Consider the following 24948-nt stretch of genomic DNA (forward strand, 5'->3'; position numbering starts at 1 on the left):
AAAACCTGAATCTAGTTGGCGATTATTTCGCTGGAGCCGTCTTCATGGGCTTTGATGGCCACCGGGAGGATGCTCGGCAAGGCCCGCAGCAGAGCGTCTGTATCGTTGGTACTGAAGGTACCGGACAGGCGCAGCCGGGCGACTTTCCCAGGGGCGACCCGCAATGGCTGGCGACGGTAGCGCGAGGTTTCGGCCACTACTTCGGCGAGGGTTGCGTTGTCGAACACCAGCTTGTCCTGTCGCCATGCGGTCATGGCGCCGGTGTTGACCGCATAGGGTGCGGCGACCAGGCCCTGTGCATCTATATGCGACCCCTGCCCGGCCGTCAGTAGCGCCGGCGAGTCGCCCTTGCCCTGCACCCGCACCGACCCCTGTTCCACCGCCACACGGGTGCTGGCTGGGTCCAGGCGGACGTCAAAGCGGGTACCTGTGACGATCACACTGCCCTGGGCAGTGTCGACCACAAATGGCCGGTTACTGTCATGGGCGACGCTGAACATCACTTCACCGGCGTTCAGGCGCACGTGCCGCTGGCCGGCGCTGAACTTGACCTGCACCTGCGTGCTGCCATTGAGCTCCAGATGCGAGCCATCCGGCAGTTCGACCTGACGGCGCTCATTGAAGGCCGTCTGCAGGCTGCCTTGATGGTTCAGTTGCAGGTGGTGCCAGCCACCCCAGCCCAGGCCCAGCGCCACTACCGCGACACTGGCGGCCAACGCCTGGCGCATGAAACGCCGTCGTGGCAGCTGCTGCACCGGGTCTGGCTGGCACAGCGCCTCCAGGTGCTGACGTGGAATGAAGTCGGCGGCCTGCCACACGCGGCAGAGATGCTCATATTCTTCCCGGTGGTGCTCGTCGCTCGCCAACCAGGCATGCAACTGCTTGTGCAGCCCGGCATCCCGAGGCGCATCCTGCACGCGGGCGAACCATGCGGCCGCCTGCTCGCGGACGGCATCGGTACCGTGCTGTTTCATCGAAAAGGCCTCCTGACTCTTCATGCCGACACATCCAGGTGCTCACGCAAGTGCCGAAGCGTGCGGATCATATACTTTTCGACCATGTTCTTGCTCAACCCCATGCGCTCGGCAATCTCGGCCTGGGTCAGGCCTTCGAGCTTCTGCCAGATGAACACCTGCCGGCAGTTGAGTGGCAGCTCGGCCAGAGCCCGCTCGACGCTGTCGGCCAGCTCCAGGGCATGCACGTAGGCTTCCGGGTCGCCACTGCCGGTTGCGCCTTCTTCGAAGGCTTCCCGCTCCAGGGCCTGGCGGCGGTCTTCGCGACGGAAGCCATCCACGGCGATGTTGCGCGCAGCCTGATGCAGGTAGGCGCGTGGCTGCTCAACCTGCTCGCGCGGGGTTTCCAGTACCCGGACAAAGGCATCGTGGGTGAGATCCTCGGCCTGCTGACGACTGCGCAGCTTGCGCGTCCAGGTGCCGATCAGCTCATGGTAGTGGTCGAGGAAGCCTTTGTGTCCGGACACGGTCGGGGTCATCAGGGAGGCAGATAAGGGTGCGAATAGTAATGTTTCGCATCAAAAGCAGCAAATCCGCCAGTCGGTAACAAAAAATTTATGGGCGATTTCCTGTACGGGGGTACCAGGAAAATGTGGCCATAAATATGAACACCTCCGGCCCTTTCGCGGGCAAGCCCGCCCCCACATGGAACGCGTATCCCCTGTAGGAGCGGGCTTGCCCGCGAAGGGCCCAACACGCTCCATTCCACAATTTTTTACGCTTGAAAGATCGCAGGGAACATCAGCCGGTCACACGAGTCGGTTATTCAAATGGCTGGTCGTCGATCCACGTCGATCACGCCCGGATTGCCTGTTGATTCTGCATTCTTCACGCCCTAAAGTGCGCGCCGAACGTCCATGCTGGAAACGATCCATCCGGCTCAAGTACTGAGTAGGCGAACCAAAGTGGGGATACGGAGGACGTTCAGTTTGCAGCCACTTAATCTTTCAGTTTGCCCATGGAGTCCCTGAGCATGTCGATCCAGGTCGAAGACTATTTCGCGCGTGAAACCTTCCAGAAAATGAAGGCGTTCGCTGACAAGCAGGAAACCCCGTTCGTACTCATCGACACCCAGATGATCAGCCAGGCGTACGACGACCTGCGCGCCGGTTTCGAATTTGCCAAGGTTTACTACGCGGTCAAGGCCAACCCGGCCGTTGAAATCATCGACCTGCTCAAAGAGAAAGGTTCGAGCTTCGACATCGCCTCGATCTACGAGCTGGACAAAGTGATGGGCCGCGGTGTCAGCGCCGACCGCATCAGCTACGGCAACACCATCAAGAAGTCCAAGGACATCCGCTACTTCTACGAGAAGGGCGTGCGCCTGTACGCCACCGACTCGGAAGCCGACCTGCGCAACATCGCCAAGGCCGCACCGGGCTCGAAAGTGTATGTGCGTATTCTGACTGAAGGCTCCACCACTGCCGACTGGCCGCTGTCCCGCAAGTTCGGCTGCCAGACCGACATGGCCATGGACCTGCTGATCCTCGCCCGCGACCTGGGCCTGGTGCCTTATGGCATCTCCTTCCACGTGGGCTCGCAGCAACGCGACATCAGCGTGTGGGACGCCGCCATCGCCAAGGTCAAGGTAATCTTCGAACGCCTGAAAGAAGAAGACGGCATCGAACTGAAGCTGATCAACATGGGTGGTGGCTTCCCGGCCAACTACATCACCCGTACCAACAGCCTGGAAACCTACGCCGAAGAAATCATCCGTTTCCTCAAGGAAGACTTCGGTGACGAACTGCCGGAAATCATCCTCGAGCCCGGCCGTTCGCTGATCGCCAACGCCGGCATCCTGGTCAGCGAAGTGGTGCTGGTCGCACGTAAGTCGCGTACCGCCGTCGAGCGCTGGATCTACACCGACGTGGGCAAGTTCTCCGGCCTGATCGAAACCATGGACGAAGCCATCAAGTTCCCGATCTGGACCGAGAAGAAAGGCGAAGCCGAAGAAGTGGTCATCGCCGGCCCGACCTGCGACAGCGCCGACATCATGTACGAGAACTACAAGTACGGGCTGCCGCTGAACCTGGCCATCGGTGACCGCCTGTACTGGCTGTCGACCGGCGCCTACACCACCAGCTACAGCGCAGTGGAATTCAACGGCTTCCCGCCGCTGAAGGCTTACTACCTGTAATGCACAACGGGGCCGAAAGGCCCCGTTTTCATGTGCGTGCTGTCGATGCTGGCCTCTTGGTGGGTAAACCGTACAACGGCCTGCGCCCAACCAGCGATGCGTGTGTAGGCGCGGGTTTACCCGCGAATACGGTGGCGGCGGCAACAGTGAACGGCCAGTGGAAATTGGCCGGCACAGTCAACCTCACTCACCACGCCGATCGATCTCCTCGGCATACCGCGCCGCAAAGGCCATCAACACCGGCCCCGCACCCTGCAGGGTTACCAACGCAGCACGCAGGAAATTCATGTTCCCCGCAACCCGGGCCTGCTCCAGCCACTGCCCTGCCTCGGCCAACTGCCCACGCTCGACCAGCACCAGCGCCAGGCTGAACATCCCACGAAAATCCCCCGCCTCGGCCGAACGCCGATACCAGCGCACCGCCCGCGCCGGGCTGGGTGCCGTGGCAATGCCCTGCTCCAGGTAACGCCCATACAGGTTCATCGATTTGGCATGCCCCAGCTGCGCAGCCTTCTCGTAGCACATCAGTGCCTGCGCCTGATTGGCCGGCACCCCACGCCCGGTCGCCAGAAGGTTGCCCAGGTTATACAGGCCCCAGTCCAAACCCGAATCGGCCGCACGGGCATAGTGAACGGCCGCCTGCGCCAAACTCACCTCGCCGCCCCAGCCATGCTCCAGGCAACGCCCGAGCATGTTGTGCGCCATGGCACTGCCACCCTGTGCAGCGATACCGAACCAACGCCGGGCAACCGTGGCATCCTGCTGGATGCCACGCCCATCCAGCAGGATCTGCCCCAGCAGCAACTGCGCCTCGACCACGCCCTGCCCCGCTGCCGCCAGAATCGCCTGGGCGGCCTTGCCGGGGGTTTCCTCGAGCATGGCCTGCAAGCCGGCCACATCCACCACTTCCTCACGTCGCAGCAAGTAGGACACGACTCAGACCTCAGCCCAGCGGCGCAGCAAGTTATGGTAGGTGCCCGTCAGCTGCAACAGCGAAGGATGGTCCGGCACATCGGCGGTCAGTTGCTGGATGGCGTTGTCCATCTCGAACAGCAGCGCCCGCTGGCTGTCATCGCGCACCAGGCTCTGGGTCCAGAAGAACGCGGCATAGCGTTGGCCACGGGTCACTGGGTTGACCTTGTGCAGGCTTGTGCCGGGGTACAGCACCATGTCACCGGCGGCCAGCTTGACCTGCTGCACGCCATAGGTGTCCTGGATCACCAGCTCACCGCCGTCGTAGCTTTCCGGGTCACTGAGGAACAGCGTGGAAGACAGGTCGGTACGCACCCGCTCCGGGCTGCCCTTGGGCTGGCGCAGGGCGTTGTCGATGTGGAAACCGAAGTTGCCGCCTTCGCGGTAGCAGTTGATCAGCGGCGGGAACACCTTGTGCGGCAAGGCTGCCGACATGAAGCGTGGGGTTTTCCACAGGCGGTCGATCAGCGCACTGCCGATTTCCTTGGCCAGCGCATGACCTTCCGGCAACTGCAGGTTGTGCTTGGCCTTGGCCGACTGATAACCCGCCGTAACCTTGCCATCGGCCCAGTCGGCCCGCTCCAGCGCCTCGCAGATACGGGCCAGTTCATCAGCGTCGAACAGGCCTGGGATGTGAAGCAGCATGGCAACGGCACCGTTAGGAAATGTAAAGGCGCAATGATATTGATTCCCTTTTGCGCTACACAAGCCCCATTCGCCACTTAAGACGTTTCAGCGGCATGAAACCGTAAAGACAAATTGTAAAGATTGTAAATTCTTCACGAATGGTAACGAGTCTCAATTGTTAGTCAAAATTGCTTACATTAAGATCCACCGCCTCAATACCTTGGGGAAGGTTCTTTGCAATGCGCCAGTACGTACCATCTGCTGTGAGTTCGCCACGCCTGATCGTGTCTGCCATCGGTGTCGCCCTGAGTGCCTCGTCGGTCTATGCCGCCGATCCGGCCGCCAGCAGCGCCATCACCCTCGATGCCACCAGCGTCAACGGCAAGGCTGAACAAGCCAGCACCGATTACAAGGTGGACAAGGCCGCCTCGCAGAAGTACACCGCGCCGCTGGTAGACACCCCGCGCTCGATAACCGTGATCCCGCAGCAAGTGATCAAGGACACCAACGCCCTGACCCTGCAGGATGCCCTGCGCACCGTGCCAGGCATTACTTTCGGCGCTGGCGAAGGCGGCAACCCACAAGGTGACCGCCCGTTCATCCGCGGCTTCGACGCCCAGGGCGATACTTACCTGGACGGCGTACGTGACACTGGCGCCCAAACCCGCGAAATCTTCGCCATCGAATCCGTTGAAGTGGCCAAGGGGCCGAACTCGGCCATCGGTGGCCGCGGCGCGGCCGGCGGTACCATCAACCTGGTAAGCAAACGCGCGCATCTGGGCAACTCGCTGGACGGCGCCTGGACCTGGGGCAGCGACCAGACCCAGCGCTACACCTTCGATGGCAACTACCAGTTCAGCGATACCGTTGCCGGTCGCCTGAACCTGATGACCCACGAAAGCAACGTCGCCGGCCGCGACAAGGTCAACTACGACCGCTGGGGTATCGCCCCGTCGCTGGCCTTTGGCCTGGGCACGCCGACCCGCGTCAACCTTGACTACTACCACCTGGAAAGCGACGACCTGCCGGATTCGGGTATCCCTTACAGCATCCCCGTTACTGGCAGCGCTGCCCGTACTTCGGCGCACCCGAGCAAGCCGATCGATGGCGGTGACAGCGACAACTTCTACGGCTTAACCGGTCGCGACTTCCGCAAGAGCCGCGTGGACATCGCCACTTTCGCCATCGAGCACGACCTGACCGACTCGCTGACCATCAAGAACACCCTGCGTCACGGCAACAGCATGCAAGACTACGTGCTGACCCAGCCGGATGACAGTGCCGGCAACGTGAACAACAACGGTGTATGGCGTCGTGCCAACACCCGCGTGGGTAACACCGCCACCACCACCAACCAGACCGACCTGTTCGGCGAGTTCTTCGTCGGCGGTTTCAAAAACAACTTCTCGACCGGTATCGAACTCACCAAGGAAGAATCCGACCGCCAGAGCTACACCGTCACGCCAAACAGCAAGCTCACCTGCACCGGGCCTGGCAATGGTGGTAGCTGCACCTCACTGAGCGACCCTAACCCGGACGACACTTGGGACGGCACTGTCTCGCGCAACTACGCCGGCACCAAGACCAGCGGCAAGACCCGAGCGATCTATGTCTTCGACACATTGGAGCTCACACCCCAATGGCTGCTGAACATGGGCCTGCGTTACGACCATTTCGATACCAAGTTCCGCACCTACGACGCCAGCGGCGCAACCGTCTTGAACAAGAACGGCGTACCCACCAAAGGTCGCGACAAAAGCGAATTCTTCACGGGCCAGCTGGGTCTGGTGTGGAAGCCAGCCGAGAACGGTAGCATCTATATTTCCTACGCCACCTCGGCGACACCGCCAGGCGCAATGCTCGGCGAAGGTACTGAGACCAACTCACTGCCAGGTACAACCGACCGCAGCGGCAATATTCTGGGCAGCGACCTGGAACCAGAAGAAACCACCAACTACGAAATCGGTACCAAGTGGGACTTACTGGACGAACGCTTGTCGCTGGCAGCGGCGCTTTTCCGCACTGAGAAGGAAAACGCCCGCGTTCAGGTGGACACCACTACCTACGAGAACGTCGGCGAAACTCGCGTGCAGGGTATCGAACTGTCGGCCAGCGGCAAGCTGACCGACAAGTGGCAGGTGTTCGCCGGCTACACCTACATGCAGGCTCGCCAGATCGACGGCGGCCCGGTGGGCAAGGCCAACGACGGCAACCAGCTGCCGAACACGCCAAACAACAGCGCCAGCCTGTGGACCACCTACTCGATCACGCCAAAGCTGACCGTTGGCGGTGGTGCGTTCTACGTGGATGACGTGTACGGCAGCGTGGCCAACACCACCATGGTCGACAGCTACGTACGCTACGACGCCATGGCCGCCTACAAGCTGACCAAGAACGTCGACCTGCAACTGAACGTGCAGAACCTGACCAACGAGGTGTACTACGACAAGGCCTTCTCCACCCACTTCGCCAACCAGGCGGCCGGGCGGACGGCACTGCTGACCACCAGCGTGCACTTCTGATGTCTGGGTTGGGTTGATCTGTTGAAGGGCTGCGCCTGTGCGGGCCCTTTCGCGGCCAAAGCCGCTCCTGCGTTGCCGGTGCAGGAGCGGCCTTAGCCGCGAAGAGGCCCGCACAGACAACACGAAAAGCAGCCCACCTGGCCCCGTTCATTCCTGTGAGCGGGGCTTTTGCGTATCAAGGCATAATGCACGCCGCGCGGGTCGCGGCAGCAACTCAAGGTGAGAAACGTGGTGAAGAAGACGCTGTTCCAATTGCACTGGTTCTTTGGCATCACCGCTGGCCTGGTGCTGGCCTTGATGGGCATTACCGGGGCGCTGTACTCGTTCCAGGAAGAACTGCTGCGCGCATTCAATGCCGATGTACTCAAGGTAGAAGTACGCGCCGAAGGCGTGCTACCGCCGGCCGAGCTGGTTAAGCGGGTCGAAGCCCAGCAACACGACAAAGTCTCGATGCTGTGGGTCGACGTGCGCGAAGGCAACGCTGCACGGATCTTCTTCATGCCCGCACCGGGCGAACGCCGTGGCGAGCTGCGCTATGCCGACCCGTACACCGGCGAACTCAAGGGCGAAGCGGCCGGGCAAGGCTTCTTCAACCTCATGCTCAAGCTGCACCGCTTCCTCGCCATGGGCGATACTGGCCGGCAAATCACCGGGGCCTGCACCCTGATGCTGGTGTTCTTCTGCCTGTCCGGCCTTTACCTGCGCTGGCCGCGTAAAGCGCTGGACTGGCGCACCTGGCTGACCTTCGACTGGGCCAAGAAAGGCCGCGCCTTCAACTGGGACCTGCACGCCGTTGCCGGCACCTGGTGCCTGCTGTTCTATCTTCTGTTCGCCCTGACCGGGCTGTTCTGGTCCTATGAGTGGTACCGTGAAGGCCTGAACAAGCTGCTGGCCGACGCGCCAGCCGCGGGCCAGCAGCAAAAACGAGGTGAAGGCCGTGGCCGGCACGGGCCGCAAACAGTCGACAAGAATGCGCCACCGCTGGTGGTGGACTACGACGCCATCTGGGCCAACCTCCAGGAGGCCGCAGGCCCAGGCCTGTCCACCTACAACCTGCGCCTGCCACCTGCTGGCGGTCAGCCGGCCAACCTGTTCTACCTGCTCGACAACGCCGCGCACCCACGTGCCTTCAATACCCTGGTCCTTGACCCGGCCACCGGCCAAGTTAAGAAGCACGATCGCTACACCGACAAGTCATTCAAGGCGCAGTTGCTGCAGAGTGTTTACGCCTTGCACGTCGGCGAATACTTCGGCTTGCCGGGGCGCATCATCGTCACCATCGCCAGCCTCACCATGCCGTTGTTCTTCGTCACCGGCTGGCTGCTGTACCTCGACCGCCGCCGCAAGAAACGTCAGGTGCGCGCAGCCCGTGGCAACGTCGCCAACAGCGGCACTGGCGACGGCTGGCTGATCGGCTTCGCCAGCCAGAGTGGCTTTGCCGAACAGTTGGCCTGGCAGAGTGCCGAGCAGCTGCAGGCAGCTGGCCAGCCCGTTCAGGTGCGCGCCCTTGCCGAGCTGGGTGAAAACGACCTGCGCCAGGCCCATCGCGCGCTCTTCGTGGTGAGTACATTCGGCGACGGCGAAGCGCCCGACAGCGCTCGCGTCTTCGAGCGCAAGGTGCTCGGCCAGCCTTGGGCACTGAATAACCTCAACTATGCCCTGCTCGCCCTCGGTGATCGTCAGTACCCGCACTTCTGCGGTTTCGCTCGTCGTCTCCAGGCGTGGCTGGGGGAGCGCGGTGCCAGCAGTGCATTCAGCCCGGTGGAAGTGGACAACGCCGACCAGGCCGCCCTGCAGCAATGGCAGCAGGAACTGGCGCAACTGACGGGCGTCCAGCCGGTGGCCGCCTGGCAGCCGCCAACCTTTGCCAACTGGTCGCTGGTGCGCCGCAAACTGCTCAACCCCGGCAGCCAAGGCCAACCGGTGTACCTGCTTGGCCTGCAAGCTGCAGAACCTGCGAGCTGGGAAGCCGGCGACCTGGTGGAGGTACTTCCGCTGAATGGGCAGCCACGGATCGACGCGTTCCTCAAGGGCATGGCACTGGACGCCAGCAGCCAGGTGCAGGTGAATGGCTTGACCGAAACCCTTGCCCAGGCACTCGCTGGCCGCCAACTGCCGACGCGCCGCGACCACCTGATCGGCTTGCAGCCACAAGCGCTGGTCGATGCACTGGTGCCAATCGGTTGCCGCGAGTACTCCATTGCCTCGATCGCCAGCGATGGTGTGCTGGAGCTGATCGTGCGCCAGGAACGCCACCCCGACGGCAGCCTTGGCTTGGGCTCTGGCTGGCTGACCGAATACCTGCCAATGAATGGCACCCTGAGCCTGCGCCTGCGGCGTAACAGTGGCTTCCATCTGCCTGAGGCTGCTGCGCCGATGATCCTGATCGGCAACGGCACTGGCCTGGCGGGCCTTCGCAGCCTGTTGCGCGCGCGGGTCAATGCCGGTGAGCAGCGCAACTGGCTGTTGTTCGGCGAGCGTAATCGGGCGCATGACTTGCTGTGTGGCGATGAGCTGCACGCTTGGCTGGACAACGGTGACCTGGCACGGCTGGACCTGGCGTTCTCGCGCGATCAGGCTGAGAAGGTGTATGTGCAGGACGTGATGCTGGAGCAGGCCGAGGACTTCAAGCGCTGGGTGGCCGACGGGGCTTGCGTGTATGTCTGCGGCAGCCTGCAAGGCATGGCGGCGGGGGTGGATGCGGCGCTCAAAGGCATGCTGGGTGAAGCTGCTGTACAGCAGTTGATCGAGGATGGGCGGTATCGGCGGGATGTGTATTGATCGGTGTGTAGGAGCGGGTTTACCGGCGAATACGGTGGCGGCGGCAACGGTGAACGGCCGGTGGAAATTGGCCAGCAGGGCCGGCCTCTTCGCGGGTAAACCCGCTCCTACGACGACCTGTGACCAACCGCCTATGCGTGTGTAGGAGCGGGTTTACCCGCGAATACGGTAGCGGCGGCAATGGTGAACGTCGCATGAAAATTGGCCAGCAGGGCCGGCCCTTTCGCGGGTGAACCCGCTCCTACACAACGGCCTGTGACCAACCGCCTATGCGTGTGTAGGAGCGGGTTTACCCGCGAATACGGTGGCGGCGGCAACGGTGAACGTCGGATGGAAATTGGCCAGCAGGGCCGGCCCTTTCGCGGGTGAACCCGCTCCTACACAACGGCCTGTGACCCGCCGATACGTGTGTAGGCGCGGTTTTCCCGCGAATACGGTGGCGGCGGCAATGGTGAACGACAGGTGGAAATTGGCCAGCAGGCCGGCCCTTTCGCGGGCAAGCCCGCGAAGAAGCCGGCCCTGCTGTCAGTGCAGCTCGAAGGTATCGGCATCCAGGTTGGCCGGGAACTTGGCCCGGTACGCCGCCAGTTCCGCCGCGCTCAGTACTGCAGTGAACACCCCGTCCGCCTCCCCGGCACTGAGCAGGCTCTCGCCCTGGAAATCCAGCACCTGGCTGTCACCAGAATAAGCAAAGCCTTTACCGTCCGTGCCCACTCGGTTCACCGCCGCCACATAGCACAGGTTTTCGATGCCCCGCGCCGGCAGCAGGCGGTTCCAGTGCTGGCGACGCGCGGCCGGCCAGTTGGCGGTGTACAGCAGCAGGTCGGTGTCCTGGGCGTCACGGCTCCACACAGGGAAGCGCAGGTCGTAGCAGATAAGCGGGCGAATCCGCCAGCCCTTGACCTCGAACTGCACCTGCCGCTCGCCTGGGGTGTAATGTTTGTGCTCACCGGCCATGCGGAACAGGTGGCGCTTGTCGTAGTGCAGAATCTCGCCGTCCGGCCGCGCCCACAACAGGCGGTTGCGGTGGCTGCCATCGGCGGCCTGGATGATCACACTGCCGGTAATCACCGCGTTGTGCTTCTTGGCCTGTGCCTTCAGCCATTTGTAGGTCGGACCGTTCTCCGGCTCGCACAGGCTTTCCGATTGCATCGAAAAACCGGTGGTAAACATTTCCGGCAGGATCACCAGGTCAACCTCACCCACCTGCTCCAGCAGCACCTCGAAGTGCGCATAGTTGGCCTCGCGGTCGTGCCAGGCCAAGGTGGTTTGCACCAGGGCGACTTTCAGGTTCGGCAGTGTACTCAGATCGCGCATAGTCTTTCCGCTGCCTGACGCAGCGTCTCCTCTCGTTTGGCAAAGCACAGGCGCACCAGGCGTTGCTCGGGGATGGGTTGCTGGTAGAACACCGATACCGGGATGGTCGCCACGCCGTGCTCACGCGTCAGCCACAGCGACATGTCGACATCGTTCAGGTCCGGACGGATTTGCGAATAGTCCACCAGCTGGAAATAAGTGCCCGTCGTGCGGGTAAAGTTGAAACGCGAGCCGTCCAGCAAACCGCAAAACAGATCGCGCTTGGCCTGGTAAAAGGCCGGCAACTCATCAATATGCTCGGGGTGCCCGGCCATGAAGTCGGCCAAAGCACACTGCAGCGGCGTCACGCCACAGAAGTTGACGTACTGGTGCACTTTGCGCAGCTCGGCGCTCAGGGCAGGCGGCGCGATCACGTAACCGGTCTTCCAGCCGGTAACGTGGTACGTCTTGCCGAAGGAACTGACCACGAAGGCACGCGAGTACAACTGCTCATGGGCCAGCACACTGGCGTGGCGTACACCGTCGTAGACCAGGTGCTCGTACACTTCATCGCTGACCAGGTAGATATCGCGGTCGGCAATAAGTGCGGCCAACTGGTCGAGGTCTTCGCGGGTGATCAACGCGCCGCTGGGGTTGTGTGGCGAATTGAGGATGACCATGCGCGTGCGCGGGCTCAATGCATCGCTGAATTTCTGCCAGTCGATACGGAAATCGCCGTCGCTCAACTGCACATGTACACAGCGACCACCGGCCAGCTCCACGGACGGCTCGTAACTGTCGTAGCAGGGGTCGAAGACGATCACTTCGTCACCGGCATGCACCACCGCCTGGATGGCACAGAAAATAGCCTCGGTGGCGCCGGGGGTGATAGTCACTTCCTGATCGGCATCCACCCTGGCCCCATACAGCCGCTCGACCTTGGCCGCCACCTGCTGGCGCAAGGCCGGCAGGCCGGTCATCGGCGAATACTGGTTATGCCCGGCAGCCACGTGCCGGCCCACTGCATCGAGCAGGGCCTGCGGGCCATTGAAGTCAGGAAAGCCCTGGGACAGGTTGAGCGCGCCAGTCTGCACGGCGAGCTGGGACATGGTGGTGAAGATGGTCGTGCCGACATTCGGCAGTTTGCTGCGGATCATGGAGCCCTCTTTCCTGGGGTATATCCGGCACGGGGTGGAGTCCGAGCATAGCGGATCGAGCGGTCAGGAAAAAGGTTGAAACAATAGGGGGATTGCTCTGGATCAAAGGGCGTCTGTGGGGGCAGCCTTGCCCGCCCCCACATGGCGCTGCTTAGCGTTTGTCGCGACGCTTCTTCTCGGCCTTCTTGTGGTGCGACATCAGGCGGCGTTTCTTGTTGACCTGGCGATCGGTAAGGGTGTTCTTCTTACCCTCGTACGGGTTCTCACCACCCTTGTACTCGATACGAATCGGCGTACCGACCAGTTTGAGCACCCGGCGATAGGTGTTTTCCAGGTAACGCGAGTACGACTTGGGAATGCTGTCGGTCTGGTTGCCGTGGATCACGATGAGCGGCGGGTTGGCACCGCCGAGGTGGGCATAGCGCAGCTTGATGCGGCGACCATTGACCATCGGCGGCTGGTGCTCGCTCACGGCATCTTCGAGGATCTGCGTCAGGCGGCTGGTCGGCCAGCGGGTGACCGCGGACTGGAACGCAGCCTGCACCGACTTGTACAAGTTGCCCACGCCCGTGCCATGCAGCGCAGAAATGAAGTGGATGTCAGCAAAATCGACGAAGAACAGCCGACGCTCCAGCTCGGTCTTCACGTAGGCGCGCTCACCCGGCTCCATGCCATCCCACTTGTTCAGGGCAATGACGATGGCGCGACCGGCTTCAAGGGCAAAGCCCAGCAGGTTCAGGTCATGGTCGACCACACCTTCGCGGGCATCCATGACGAAGATGACGACGTTGGCGTCCTTGATCGCCTGCAGCGTCTTCACCACCGAGAACTTCTCGACTTCCTCGTGGATCTTGCCACGCTTGCGCACACCGGCGGTGTCGATGAAGGTGTACTTGTCACCATCACGCTCGAACGGGATGTAGATACTGTCACGGGTAGTACCCGGCTCGTCGTAGACCACCACACGCTCCTCGCCGAGCATGCGGTTGACCAGCGTCGACTTGCCAACGTTCGGGCGGCCGATGATGGCGATCTTGATGCCATCCTTCTCGCTTGGGCCAGGAATGCGCACGGCTTCCTCACCTTCAGCAACGTCCTGTTCGAGAGCTTCGTCTTCGGCATCACGCGGCAGGTGACCGAGCACGGCCTCCATCAAGGCGCTGATACCCCGGCCCTGGGAGCCTGCCACCGGAATGGCGTTGCCCATGCCCATTGGCGAGAATTCGGCGCGGGCAACGTCGGGGTCGATGTTGTCGATCTTGTTGGCAACCAGGATCGCGGCCTTGTTCCGCTTGCGCAGGTGCTCGGCGATCATCTGGTCTGCTGCGGTCATGCCCGCTCGGGCATCAACCAGGAACAGCACGTAGTCGGCTTCTTCGATGGCCATGAGCGACTGCTCGGCCATTTTTTCGTCCATGCCCACTTCGTCACCGGTGATACCACCGGTGTCAATCAGGATGAAGGAACGACCCTGCCAGCTGGCATCACCATACTGGCGGTCACGGGTCAGGCCCGACAGGTCACCGACGATGGCATCGCGGGTCTTGGTCAGGCGGTTGAACATGGTGGATTTGCCGACGTTCGGGCGGCCCACCAGGGCAATTACGGGAACCATCGGCTCTCCACTCTCGAATTCTTGAAAATGCAAAGGCCGCTGCAAGGCAGCGGCCGGAGTTTGGGCGGCGTGTCCTACGCCGCGGCTTGAAGCCCGCCAAGGCTTCAAGCATAGCTTCAGCGGATGGTCAGTGCCTCGAGCTTGCCGCTGTTGCCGAAGACATAGATGGTGTCACCGACCACAAGTGGGCGGGCGCGCAGGCCATCGCTGTCGATACGCTCACGGCCGACGAAGCGGCCATCCACCTGGCTCAGCAGGTGCAGGTAACCTTCAAAGTCACCCACAGCCACGTAGCTGCTGAACACTTCAGGGGCGGTCAACTGGCGGCGAGCCATGCTGTCGTTGCTCCACAGGGCACTGGAAGAGCGCTCATCCACACTTTCCACGGTACCCGAGGCTTCGCTGACGTAGACGTTACCGAAGCCCTGGGCGACACCCACATAGCTGGAAGCATCGCGCTGCCACAGCTCGCGGCCGCTTTCCAGGTCCAGGCCCGCTACACGGCCCTGGTAGGTGCTGACGTACAGGGTACCACCAGACAGCAGCAAGCCGCCGTCGATATCAACCACACGGTCCAGCTCGGAACGGCCCTTCGGGATGGCCACGCGGCTTTCCCACACCGGCACACCGTTGTTGATGTCAACCGCGACCACTTTGCCGGTGGACAGGCCGGCAACCGCCAGGCGGTTGGTGGCGATCGGCGCACCGGTGCCACGCAGCGTCAGCACGGCCGGGGAGTTTTCGTAGATCCAACGGCGGTCGCCAGTGGCGGCATCCAGGCCGATCAGGCGGTCGTCCTGAGTCTGCACCACCACCACGTCACCGTTGTTGGCAGGTGGGGCCAGCACTTCGCTGGTCACGCGCGAGCGCCAACGCTCCTCACCGGTGCTGGAGTCCAGAGCAATGACTTCACCCTTGAGGGTACCGAGCATGACCAGGCCATAGCCTACGCCAACTGCACCGGAAACCTGCAGCTCCAGGTCCTTCTTCCACACCACGTCACCCGTGATGCGGTCGAGGGCGAAGACTTCGCCGTTGACGTCGGAAGCGTAGATACGGTCGTTCTCGATGGCCGGTACCAGGGTGTTGTAGGTTTCACCCTGGCCGTCACCGATCGAACGGCTCCACTGCTTCTTCAGCACCACTTCCTCGGTGAACTTGGTCAGCTCGGCCGGGGGCAGTTCCTTCTTGCTGTTGCTGCTGCAACCTGCGGCCAGTACGGCCAGGGTCAGCACTGCTGCATGTTTCCAACCGATCACTTACGCGTCCCCTTTAGCCAGGTCATCCAGCTTCAATTGCAGGCCACCGACCGCCGCGTCATCGGACAGCGCAGCCTTGGCTTTTTCGTAAGCGCTGTGTGCGTCGTCGGCGCGACCCAGCTGCACCAGCAGGTCACCCTTCAACTCTTCACGGCTGGCCAGGAAGGCTTTGTCGGCGTCGCCGTCGAGCAACTTGAGGGCATCCTCGGCCTTGTTCTGGGCTGCCAGTACGCGCGCCAGACGCTGACGCGAAATCTCGCCCAAGGTAACGTCGGCCGGTTTATCCAGCACGCTTTTCAGCTCGGCTGCGGCGTCATCGAGCTTGCCGCTGTCGACCGCGACCTTGGCCACGAACAGGCTGCCGTACTGGGCGTAAGCGGTGCCGCCAAACTCGCTCTTGAGCTTGCCGGCCAGTTCCGCGACCTTGGTGGCGTCCGGCTGGCCGGTCGGTGTCAGGCTGGTTTCAATCAGCGCCTGATACAACTGCGAGGCACCTTGCGACTGGTTGGTCTGGTACTTGTGCCAGGTATTCCAGCCCAACACCACCACGCCAGCCAGCAATGCACCGGTCAGCAGCGGCTTGCCGTTGCGGTTCCACCAGTCCTTGACCCCTGCCAGGTCATCATCATCGGTACTCGACACCCCAATACTCCTTTTCGCCTATTCGCTTGTTGAACCGCGTTACGCCTGCGCGATCGCGGTTTCCAGGTGCTCTGCAAGAGCATCCCAGGCAATGTTCTGTTGTTCGCCCTGGCCACGCAGGGGCTTCAAGCCGATCTCTTGCTTGGCCAGCTCGTCGTCGCCGAGGATCAGGGCGAACAGTGCACCGCTCTTGTCGGCCTTCTTGAACTGGCTCTTGAAGCTGCCACCCCCGGCGTTGACAGCCAGGCGCAGGCCCGGCAAACGGTCGCGCAAGCCTTCGGACAGGCGCAGGCCTGCCAGCTCCGCCTGCTCGCCAAAGGCGCACAGGTAAACGTCGATCTGGCGGCTGATGGACTCCGGCACCTTGCCCAAGGTTTCCAACAGCAGGATCAGGCGCTCAATGCCCATGGCGAAACCAACGCCAGTGGTCGGCTTGCCACCCATCTGTTCGACCAGGCCGTCGTAACGGCCACCCGCGCACACCGTGCCCTGGGCGCCGAGCTTGTCGGTTACCCACTCGAACACGGTCTTGCTGTAATAGTCCAGGCCACGTACCAGCTTGGTGTTGATCACGAACGGAATACCGGCTGCGTCCAGGCGGGCCTTGAGGCCTTCGAAGTGCACGCGCGACTCTTCGTCCAGGTAGTCTTCCAGCTTCGGCGCCCCGACCAACACCGCCTGGGTGTTCTGGTCTTTGCTGTCGAGGATGCGCAGCGGGTTGCTCTTCAGGCGGCGCTGGCTGTCTTCGTCCAGTTGCTCCAGCCGCGCCGAGAGGAACTCGACCAGCGCGTCACGGTAGCGTGCGCGGGCTTCACTGGTGCCCAGGCTGTTGAGTTCCAGCTTGACCGCGTCCTGAATGCCCAGCAGGCCCCACAGGCGCCAGGTCAGCATGATCAGCTCGGCATCGATGTCCGGGCCGTCCAGGTTGAACACTTCCACGCCAATCTGGTGGAACTGACGGTAGCGGCCCTTCTGTGGGCGCTCGTGGCGGAACATCTGGCCGATGTACCACAGCTTCTGCACCTGACCGTTGCCGGTGATGCCGTGCTCGAGCACCGCTCGCACGCAGGCCGCGGTGCCTTCAGGGCGCAGGGTCAGCGAATCACCGTTGCGGTCCTCGAAGGTGTACATCTCTTTTTCGACGATGTCGGTCACTTCACCGATCGAGCGTTTGAACAGCTCGGTGAACTCGACGATCGGCGTGCGGATCTGGCTGTACCCGTAGGTGTCCAGCAGCCCGGCCACGGTGCCTTCGAAGTAGCGCCACAGCGGCGACTGTTCTGGCAGGATGTCGTTCATGCCACGGATGGCTTGCAGCGATTTGCTCACGAAAAGTCCTTACGAATTCGGTGTGTCAGCCACGGACGATCAGCGCCGCGTCAGCTTCGGCCTTTTCGGCCGCTTTCTGGCGGATGAGCTTTTCCAGCTCATCGACCAGGTTGTCATTGGTCAGTTTCTGCGCAGGCTTGCCGTCGATGTAGATCAGGTTCGGCGTGCCGCCGGTCAACCCGACATGGGCCTCCTTGGCTTCACCCGGGCCGTTGACCACGCAACCGATCACCGCCACATCCAGCGGCACCAGCAGGTCTTCCAGACGCCCTTCCAGCTCGTTCATGGTCTTGACCACATCGAAGTTCTGCCGCGAGCAGCTCGGGCAGGCGATGAAGTTGATGCCACGCGAACGCAGATGCAGCGACTTGAGGATGTCGTAGCCGACTTTCACTTCTTCGACCGGGTCGGCCGCCAGCGAGATGCGAATGGTATCGCCAATACCCTCGGCCAGCAGCATACCGAGGCCGACGGCGGACTTCACCGTCCCCGAACGCAGGCCACCGGCTTCAGTGATGCCCAGGTGCAGCGGTTGTACGATCTGCTTGGCCAGCAGACGGTAGGCTTCGACAGCCATGAACACGTCCGAGGCCTTGACGCTGACCTTGAAGTCCTGGAAATCCAGGCGGTCGAGATGCTCGACGTGGCGCAGGGCCGACTCGACCAGTGCGGCCGGGGTCGGTTCGCCATACTTCTTCTGCAGGTCTTTTTCCAGCGAACCGGCGTTGACCCCGATACGAATCGGAATGCCGCGGTCGCGGGCGGCATCGACCACAGCGCGCACACGGTCTTCACGGCCGATGTTGCCCGGGTTGATCCGCAGGCAATCAACGCCCAGCTCGGCAACGCGCAGGGCAATCTTGTAGTCGAAATGGATGTCGGCGACCAGCGGCACGCTGACCCGTTGCTTGATCTTGCCAAACGCTTCGGCGGCGTCCATGTCCGGCACCGAGACACGCACGATGTCCACGCCGGCATCGACCAGTCGCTGGATTTGCGCCACGGTAGCAGCGACATCGTTGGTGTCGGTGTTGGTCATGCTCTGCACCGCGATGGGCGCATCACCACCCATCGGCACATTGCCAACCCAGATTTTGCGGGATTCGCGACGTTTGATCGGAGATTCGCCGTGCATGACTTACTGTCCCAACTTCAGGCGAGCAGTCTCGCCACTGGTGAATGGGGCAACATCGACGGCCTGGCCGTTGTAGCTGACCTGGGCGCCCCGGGCAAAGCCCAGGCGTACCGCGAATGGCGGCTTGCCGGTCAGCTCGAGGTTGTCCCCCTTGCGCTTGATGGCGCTGAACAGCACCTTGCCGTTGCCGTCGCTGACCTGGGTCCAGCAATCGGCGGTGAACTGGATGGCGACCTTGGCGCTGCCAGCTGGCACCGCGGCAGGCTCGGCGGCCGCCACGGCCGGTGCAGGTGCAGGTGCAGCAGTGGCCTGTACCGGAGGAGTAACCGGTGCAGGCGAAGCAGCAGGTGCGGGTTGCACCGGCGCTTGCTGTGCTGGAGCAGGCGCTGCGGCAATGGCGGCCTCAGAGCTTACCGGTGCTTGTTCAGCGGCAGCAGGCTGCTCGGCACTGCCCTGCTCCAGCGCCAGCGGCGCACTTTCAGCTTGCTGGCCAGCGGAAACGGCCTGGTCTTCAGGCTCATCGAGCGGGTGAATCTGTGTGGTGCCGTCGGCGCTTTCGACCTCGACATGCTCCAGGGCAATCTTGGCCAGGTCCTTGCCCCGCAGGCTGCCCTGGTCCTGCCACCAGAAAAAGCCACCACCGACCACAGCCACCAGCAACAGCAGGCTGACGCCGCGCAGGATGTTGTGCGACAGACGCACAGGCTCTTCGATACGGCCCAGCGAATGCACGTCGCTGCCTTTGGCGTGGGTACCGGTGTAACGGTCGAAGGCGTCTACCAGGGCGGCCTGGTCGAGGTCCATCAGCTTGGCGTAGGCACGAATGTAGCCACGAGCGAAAGTATGCCCGGGCAGCTTGTCGAAGGCGCCGGTTTCCACGTGGTTCAACGAACTGACAGTGAGGTTGAGCTTGCGGGCCACCTCGGCTTGAGACCAGTCCCGTTTCTCACGGGCCAGGCGCAAAAGCTCACCGGGGTTCTGGCCAGGCGCTACTGCTACTTCGGGGTGCGCGGCGTTCATCGTTGCTCCGACAGGTATTGCTGGTATTCCGGCGTACCGGGATAAAGTCGTTGTAATTGCTGGCCCAATTCGGCCAGTGCGCCCTGCTCGTCGAACACCCTGGCAAGGCGGCTGCCCAGCAGCAGGCTACGGGCGTCGTGGTCGCTCAACTGGCTGAAACGATCGTAGTAGTCCCGGGCCGGCACATAATGCCTGTTTTCGTAGGACAACTCAGCCATTTCCAGCAACGCTTTTGGTTGCCGCGGGTTGAGTTGTAACGCTTTCAACAAATACGCGTGCGCCTGATCGCGGCGTTCGAGCTTCAGGACGGTCAGGCCCAGATTTTCGTACACGCGTGAGCGCTCAGGATACAGGGTATCGGCACTGGCCTGGCGAAACATCTGCTTGGCTTCGGCAAATCGCCCCTGAGCATAAAGGAAACTGCCGTAATTGTTGCGAATTCGCGTGTCACCGCGGCTTATCAGCAAGGCCTTGCGAAAGTGTGCTTCGGCCAGCGCCGGCTCGCCTTCGGCTTGAAACACTACTGCCAGGGCGGCGTGCGCATCGACATCCTGGTCATTCAGCGCCAGGGCCTTTCCAAGCGGCGCCTTGGCCTGTTCGGTCAACCCTTGTTGCAAATAACCCAAGCCAAGCTGCACATAAGCCCGCCCCGCCTCCACCCTGCCCTGGCGGCTGGCCAAGGGGTCGCTCGCGCCGCCCGACACGCAGCCGGCCAGCAGCGAAAGCGCAAGGATCGACAGCGCGGCGCGCAGGCTCATGGGCAAGGTACCTGTCAGTGGCTGGCGGCGCTGTCTGGCAGTTCGACGTCCGCAGAAAGCTGGCGAACAGCGATGTAGCGCTCACTGCGGCGAGTACGGTCATTGACCTGGCCGACCAGCTGGCCACAGGCAGCGTCGATGTCGTCGCCGCGCGTGGTACGGGTGGTGACGTTGAAGCCGCCGTGGTGCAGCAGGTCCTGGAAGCGACGAATGGCGTTGTTGCTCGGTCGCTCGTAGCCCGAATGCGGGAACGGGTTGAATGGGATCAGGTTGATCTTGCAGGGTACATCGCGCAACAGTTCGATCATCTGCGCAGCATGCTCGGGCTGGTCGTTGACGTCCTTGAGCAGGGTGTACTCGACGGTGAGCACGCGCTTGCCGCCCAGGGTGGACATGTAGCCCATGCACGATTCCAGCAGCATCTTCAGCGGGTACTTCTTGTTGATCGGTACCAGCTTGTTGCGCAGTTCGTCGTTCGGCGCATGCAGCGACAGGGCCAGCGACACGTCGATGTGCTTGGCCAGCTCGTCGATCATCGGCACCACACCCGAGGTGGACAAGGTGACACGGCGCTTGGAAATGCCATAGCCAAGGTCATCCATCATGATTTTCATGGCGGCAATGACGTTGTCGAAGTTCAGCAAGGGCTCGCCCATGCCCATCATGACCACGTTGGTAATCGCGCGGTCGACTTTGGCAGGGACGGTCCCGAAGGATTTGTTGGCAAGCCACACCTGGCCGATCACTTCGGCGGCAGTGAGGTTGCTGTTGAAGCCTTGCTTGCCGGTGGAGCAGAAGCTGCAGTCCAGGGCACAGCCGGCTTGCGACGATACGCACAGGGTGCCACGGTCGTCGGTTGGAATATAGACGGTCTCGACGCAGCTGCCGGAGGCAACGCGGATCACCCATTTACGGGTGCCGTCGGCGGAAATGTCTTCACTGACCACTTCCGGTGGGCGTATTTCGGCAACGGCCTCGAGCTTTTCGCGCAAGACCTTGCCTACGTTGGTCATGGCCGCAAAGTCGGACACGCCAAAATGGTGAATCCATTTCATCACCTGGCCGGCACGGAAGCGCTTCTCCCCGATAGAGTCGAAGAATTGTTCCATTTCCGGCTGGGTCAGACCCAACAGGTTGATTTTGCCAGTAGATGTCGTCATGGATTCACCCTCACCCGTAAGCTTTCGCTTAGCGAGTGGTTACCTCGGTAGCAGCGAAGAAGTAAGCGATTTCGCGAGCAGCAGCAGCTTCGGAGTCCGAACCGTGAACGGCGTTGGCGTCGATCGACTCGGCGAAGTCAGCGCGGATGGTGCCGGCAGCAGCTTCTTTAGGGTTGGTAGCACCCATCAGCTCACGGTTCTTGGCAATGGCGTTCTCGCCTTCCAGAACCTGGACAACGACCGGACCGGAAGTCATGAAGGCAACCAGGTCACCGAAGAAGCCGCGCTCGCTGTGCTCAGCGTAGAAGCCTTCGGCTTCGGCTTTGGACAGTTGCTTCATTTTCGAGGCAACGATTTTCAGGCCGGCTTCTTCGAAGCGAGTGGTGATCTTGCCGATGACGTTTTTGGCAACAGCGTCAGGCTTGATGATGGAAAAAGTACGTTGAACAGCCATGGAAAACTCCAGAATATGAGTGTTACGAAAAATTAAACCCGCGAATTATACGCGGGTTCCGGGGGATTGCCTAACCTGCAAGTGACGCTTAGTCGGCTTCGTCGATCCAGGCGGCCTGGATTGCCTCGAGCACTTTCTCACCGCCGCGTGACGGATCGTCGCTGAACTCAGGCAACGCCAGCACCCAGCGGTGCAGATCCACGAAATTCACATAACGAGGATCGACCTCAGGCTTGCTTTCTGCAAGCTGGATTGCGATCTCAAGTACATCAACCCATTTCAGACTCATGTACAGGCCCTCAGTGCGGTGCTTCGGCAGCATGGTTGAGCGAATACTTGGGGATCTCGATGGTCAGGTCTTCGTCAGCGACGAAAACCTGGCAACCAAGGCGCGATTGCGCTTCCAGGCCCCAGGCTTTGTCCAGCATGTCCTCTTCCAGCTCGTCAGCCTCTTCGAGCGAATCGAAGCCCTTGCGCACGATGCAGTGGCAAGTGGTACAGGCCTTGACGCCGCCGCAGGCACTTTCCATCTCGATGTGATGGTCGTGGGCCAGCTCCAGGATGTTGGTCCCGGGCTTGACCTCCACGGTCAGCCCCTCGGGGCAGAACTTCTCATGCGGCAGGAATGTCACCAGCGGCATCGATTACTCCTCGATCTCATTCAGGTTGCGCCCGGCCAGTGCGGCTTTGACCGTCGAATCAAGGCGACGGGCGGCAAATGCATCGGTCACCTGCGACAGACGCTTGGTCTGTTGCTCGATGGCTGCGCCATCGGTGCCGGCCAGCAAATCACGTAGTTCTTGCATCTGGAATTCGATGGCGTCGCGCTCGTCACTGCTGAGCAGGCGCTCGCCGTCGGCGTCCAGGGCGCCCTGTACCGCCTCGAGCAGCCGCTCGCCATCTACCTGATGCTCACGCAACTGGCGGGCGTGCTTGTCGGAACCGGCGTTTTCGAAGGAGTCCTTGAGCATGCGGGCGATTTCGCCGTCGGTCAGGCCGTAGGACGGCTTGACCTGAATGCTGGCTTCAACGCCCGAACCCAGCTCGCGGGCAGCGACGCTGAGCAGGCCATCGGCATCCACCTGGAAGGTGACGCGGATTTTCGCAGCACCGGCAACCATGGCCGGAATGCCGCGCAGCTCGAAGCGGGCCAGCGAACGGCAGTCACTGATCAGCTCGCGCTCGCCCTGCAGGACGTGGATCATCATGGCCGACTGGCCGTCTTTGTACGTGGTGAATTCCTGAGCGCGCGCCACCGGAATGGTGGTGTTACGCGGGATCACCTTCTCCATCAGCCCGCCCATGGTCTCAAGACCAAGCGACAGCGGGATGACATCGAGCAGCAGCAGCTCGCCACCTTCGCGGCGGTTGCCGGCCAAGGTGTCAGCCTGGATGGCGGCACCGATGGCCACCACCTGGTCTGGGTCGATCGAGGTCAGCGGGGTGCGCCCGAACAGTGCACCGACGGCCTCACGCACACGCGGCACGCGGGTTGAACCACCGACCATGACTACGGCGCTGACCTCTTCCAGCTCAACACCACTGTCGCGCACCGCACGGCGGCAAGCCTTCAGGCTGCGGGCAACCAATGGTTCGATCATGGCTTCGAAGGCGCTGCGGGTCAGCTCACCGTGCCAGGCACCGTGGCTGACGTTGACCACGTCAGCGTCGGTCAGGGCCTCCTTGGCGGCGCAAGCGGTTTGCAGCAGCGCGCGCTGGGTAGCCGGGTCGAGGTCAGACGACAAACCCGCCTGTTCGATGATCCAGCCGGCAATAGTGTGATCGAAGTCATCCCCCCCAAGGGCGGTATCACCCCCGGTGGCCAGCACTTCGAATACGCCAGCGGTCAGGCGCAGGATGGAAATATCGAAAGTACCGCCGCCCAGATCATAGATGGCCACCACGCCTTCGGCGTTCTGGTCCAGGCCGTAGGCTACGGCGGCCGCAGTCGGTTCGTTGAGCAGGCGCAGCACGTTCAGGCCGGCCAGACGCGCAGCATCTTTGGTAGCCTGACGCTGGGCGTCATCGAAATAGGCCGGCACGGTGATCACCGCGCCTACCAGCTCGCCACCCAAGGTAGCTTCGGCACGTTCGCGCAACACCTTCAGGATGTCGGCAGACACTTCCACCGGGCTTTTCGGCCCCTGCACGGTGTCGATGAACGGCATGTGCGACTCACCGCCAACGAAGCGGTACGGCAATTGCTCGCCCAGTTGCTTGACGTCGGCCAGGCCGCGCCCCATCAGGCGCTTGACCGACAGCACAGTGTTCAGCGGGTCGCTGGAGGCGGCGTCACGCGCAGCCTGCCCCACTTCGATACGCCCGTCGAGGTAGCGCACCGCGGACGGCAGAATGACGTTGCCCTGCGCGTCGGGCAGGGGCTCGCTGCGGCCGCTACGCAGTGCAGCGACCAGAGAGTTGGTGGTACCCAGGTCGATCCCCACCGCCAGGCGACGCTGGTGAGGCTGAGGGCTTTGACCGGGTTCGGCAATCTGCAGTAGGGCCATGCTTATCTGAATACCTTAGGTGTCATCACGGGCAACACCGGGTTAATCGTCGAGGCGCTCTTCCAGTTGGCGCACTTCTTGGGCGAGCTTGTCGAGGAACTGCATGCGGCGCATCAGGCGCTCGGCCTTGTCGCGCTCGCCTGGGGCATCCCAGCAGGCGGCAAAGTCCTCGTTCAGCGTGTCCTGGGCAGCCTTGAGGCGCTTCTTGAACACGCCGACACCATCAAGGTCGGCTTCGTCCTGCAACTCCTCGAGCTCTTCACGCCACTGCATCTGCTGCAACAGGAAGTCAGGGTCGTGGACCGTGACTTCCTGGGGCACTTCGTGGCCGCTGATGGCCAGCAGGTAGCGCGCGCGACGCGGCGCACTGCGCAGCGTCTGGTAAGCGTCGTTGAGGGCCGCGGATTTTTCCAGCGCTATACGCTGCTCGCGCTCGGAGGCGTCGGCAAAGCGGTCAGGATGGACTTCGCGGGCCAGCTCGCGATAGCGAGTGGCCAGCTTGTCGAGATCCAGACGGAAGCTTGGCTGGAGGTCAAACAATGCGTAATGACAAGGAGTACCCAC

The 24948-nt window shown here is 62.2% G+C and carries 22 protein-coding genes; 3 read left to right on the forward strand and 19 right to left on the reverse strand.

What is annotated here, in order from left to right:
* Positions 1–11: 11 nt before the first annotated feature.
* On the reverse strand, positions 12–974 hold the full coding sequence (locus BJQ17_RS16225; RefSeq protein ID WP_070096338.1) for a FecR family protein: 963 nt from the start codon (positions 972–974) through the stop codon (positions 12–14).
* A gap of 20 nt (positions 975–994) precedes the next feature.
* The gene (locus BJQ17_RS16230; protein WP_012051258.1) at positions 995–1492 is read right to left on the reverse strand and encodes an RNA polymerase sigma factor; all 498 of its coding nucleotides are present in this window, start codon (positions 1490–1492) and stop codon (positions 995–997) included.
* A 494-nt stretch (positions 1493–1986) separates the two neighbouring features.
* On the opposite strand from BJQ17_RS16230, the gene BJQ17_RS16235 reads away from it, so the two are divergent.
* On the forward strand, positions 1987–3150 hold the full coding sequence (locus tag BJQ17_RS16235) for a type III PLP-dependent enzyme (protein WP_003248498.1): 1164 nt from the start codon (positions 1987–1989) through the stop codon (positions 3148–3150).
* Between the two features lie 183 nt (positions 3151–3333).
* Here the strand turns inward: BJQ17_RS16235 and BJQ17_RS16240 are convergent, their stop codons facing one another.
* Together BJQ17_RS16240 and BJQ17_RS16245 are read right to left on the reverse strand one after the other, a co-directional pair.
* On the reverse strand, positions 3334–4083 hold the full coding sequence (locus tag BJQ17_RS16240) for a tetratricopeptide repeat protein (protein WP_070096327.1): 750 nt from the start codon (positions 4081–4083) through the stop codon (positions 3334–3336).
* 3 nt (positions 4084–4086) lie between these two features.
* On the reverse strand, positions 4087–4767 hold the full coding sequence (locus BJQ17_RS16245) for a Fe2+-dependent dioxygenase (RefSeq protein WP_054830674.1): 681 nt from the start codon (positions 4765–4767) through the stop codon (positions 4087–4089).
* A gap of 221 nt (positions 4768–4988) precedes the next feature.
* On the opposite strand from BJQ17_RS16245, the gene BJQ17_RS16250 reads away from it, so the two are divergent.
* Together BJQ17_RS16250 and BJQ17_RS16255 are read left to right on the forward strand one after the other, a co-directional pair.
* The gene (locus BJQ17_RS16250; protein WP_004577176.1) at positions 4989–7271 is read left to right on the forward strand and encodes a TonB-dependent siderophore receptor; all 2283 of its coding nucleotides are present in this window, start codon (positions 4989–4991) and stop codon (positions 7269–7271) included.
* 228 nt (positions 7272–7499) lie between these two features.
* Positions 7500–10052 (forward strand): sulfite reductase flavoprotein subunit alpha, encoded by a 2553-nt coding sequence (locus BJQ17_RS16255; protein WP_019750512.1) that lies wholly within the window; start codon positions 7500–7502, stop codon positions 10050–10052.
* A gap of 525 nt (positions 10053–10577) precedes the next feature.
* On the opposite strand, the gene BJQ17_RS16260 is transcribed toward BJQ17_RS16255, so the two are convergent.
* The 15 genes from BJQ17_RS16260 to hscB all read right to left on the reverse strand — a co-directional run bounded on the left by BJQ17_RS16260 (position 10578) and on the right by hscB (position 24948).
* A complete protein-coding gene (locus BJQ17_RS16260) occupies positions 10578–11369 on the reverse strand; it encodes an amidohydrolase (RefSeq protein WP_003248510.1) in 792 nt (263 codons plus the stop codon).
* Positions 11357–12505 carry a pyridoxal phosphate-dependent aminotransferase gene (locus tag BJQ17_RS16265; RefSeq protein WP_003248511.1) on the reverse strand — a complete coding sequence of 383 codons (1149 nt, stop codon included), beginning with the start codon at positions 12503–12505 and terminating at the stop codon, positions 11357–11359. The genes BJQ17_RS16260 and BJQ17_RS16265 overlap by 13 nt, the downstream gene beginning before the upstream one ends.
* 151 nt (positions 12506–12656) lie before the next feature.
* A complete protein-coding gene (der, locus tag BJQ17_RS16270) occupies positions 12657–14120 on the reverse strand; it encodes a ribosome biogenesis GTPase Der (protein WP_003248512.1) in 1464 nt (487 codons plus the stop codon).
* Between the two features lie 116 nt (positions 14121–14236).
* Positions 14237–15379, reverse strand: a complete 1143-nt coding sequence (bamB, locus tag BJQ17_RS16275; protein ID WP_004576298.1) for an outer membrane protein assembly factor BamB — start codon at positions 15377–15379, stop codon at positions 14237–14239.
* Complete coding sequence (locus BJQ17_RS16280; RefSeq protein WP_003248514.1) at positions 15380–16021, reverse strand: tetratricopeptide repeat protein; 642 nt, start codon at positions 16019–16021, stop codon at positions 15380–15382.
* Between the two features lie 39 nt (positions 16022–16060).
* Positions 16061–17350 (reverse strand): histidine--tRNA ligase, encoded by a 1290-nt coding sequence (gene hisS / locus BJQ17_RS16285; RefSeq protein ID WP_003248516.1) that lies wholly within the window; start codon positions 17348–17350, stop codon positions 16061–16063.
* 25 nt (positions 17351–17375) lie between these two features.
* Complete coding sequence (gene ispG / locus BJQ17_RS16290; protein WP_070096328.1) at positions 17376–18485, reverse strand: flavodoxin-dependent (E)-4-hydroxy-3-methylbut-2-enyl-diphosphate synthase; 1110 nt, start codon at positions 18483–18485, stop codon at positions 17376–17378.
* Between the two features lie 3 nt (positions 18486–18488).
* The gene (locus BJQ17_RS16295) at positions 18489–19505 is read right to left on the reverse strand and encodes a RodZ domain-containing protein (RefSeq protein WP_070096329.1); all 1017 of its coding nucleotides are present in this window, start codon (positions 19503–19505) and stop codon (positions 18489–18491) included.
* Complete coding sequence (gene pilW / locus BJQ17_RS16300; protein WP_003248522.1) at positions 19502–20263, reverse strand: type IV pilus biogenesis/stability protein PilW; 762 nt, start codon at positions 20261–20263, stop codon at positions 19502–19504. Before pilW ends, BJQ17_RS16295 begins: the two co-directional genes overlap by 4 nt.
* A gap of 14 nt (positions 20264–20277) precedes the next feature.
* The gene (gene rlmN / locus BJQ17_RS16305) at positions 20278–21423 is read right to left on the reverse strand and encodes a 23S rRNA (adenine(2503)-C(2))-methyltransferase RlmN (protein ID WP_003248524.1); all 1146 of its coding nucleotides are present in this window, start codon (positions 21421–21423) and stop codon (positions 20278–20280) included.
* A gap of 28 nt (positions 21424–21451) precedes the next feature.
* Entirely contained in the window at positions 21452–21877 is a 426-nt protein-coding gene (ndk, locus tag BJQ17_RS16310; RefSeq protein WP_003248526.1) for a nucleoside-diphosphate kinase, read from the reverse strand.
* 88 nt (positions 21878–21965) lie between these two features.
* Positions 21966–22166 (reverse strand): Fe-S cluster assembly protein IscX, encoded by a 201-nt coding sequence (gene iscX, locus BJQ17_RS16315; protein WP_003248529.1) that lies wholly within the window; start codon positions 22164–22166, stop codon positions 21966–21968.
* Between the two features lie 10 nt (positions 22167–22176).
* Complete coding sequence (gene fdx / locus BJQ17_RS16320) at positions 22177–22518, reverse strand: ISC system 2Fe-2S type ferredoxin (RefSeq protein ID WP_003248531.1); 342 nt, start codon at positions 22516–22518, stop codon at positions 22177–22179.
* Positions 22519–22521: 3 nt separating this feature from the next.
* Complete coding sequence (gene hscA / locus BJQ17_RS16325) at positions 22522–24384, reverse strand: Fe-S protein assembly chaperone HscA (RefSeq protein WP_003248532.1); 1863 nt, start codon at positions 24382–24384, stop codon at positions 22522–22524.
* 42 nt (positions 24385–24426) lie between these two features.
* Entirely contained in the window at positions 24427–24948 is a 522-nt protein-coding gene (gene hscB, locus BJQ17_RS16330) for a co-chaperone HscB (RefSeq protein WP_070096330.1), read from the reverse strand.

The sequence above is a fragment of the Pseudomonas sp. NBRC 111139 genome, assembly GCF_001753955.1.
Lineage (GTDB): Bacteria > Pseudomonadota > Gammaproteobacteria > Pseudomonadales > Pseudomonadaceae > Aquipseudomonas > Aquipseudomonas alloputida.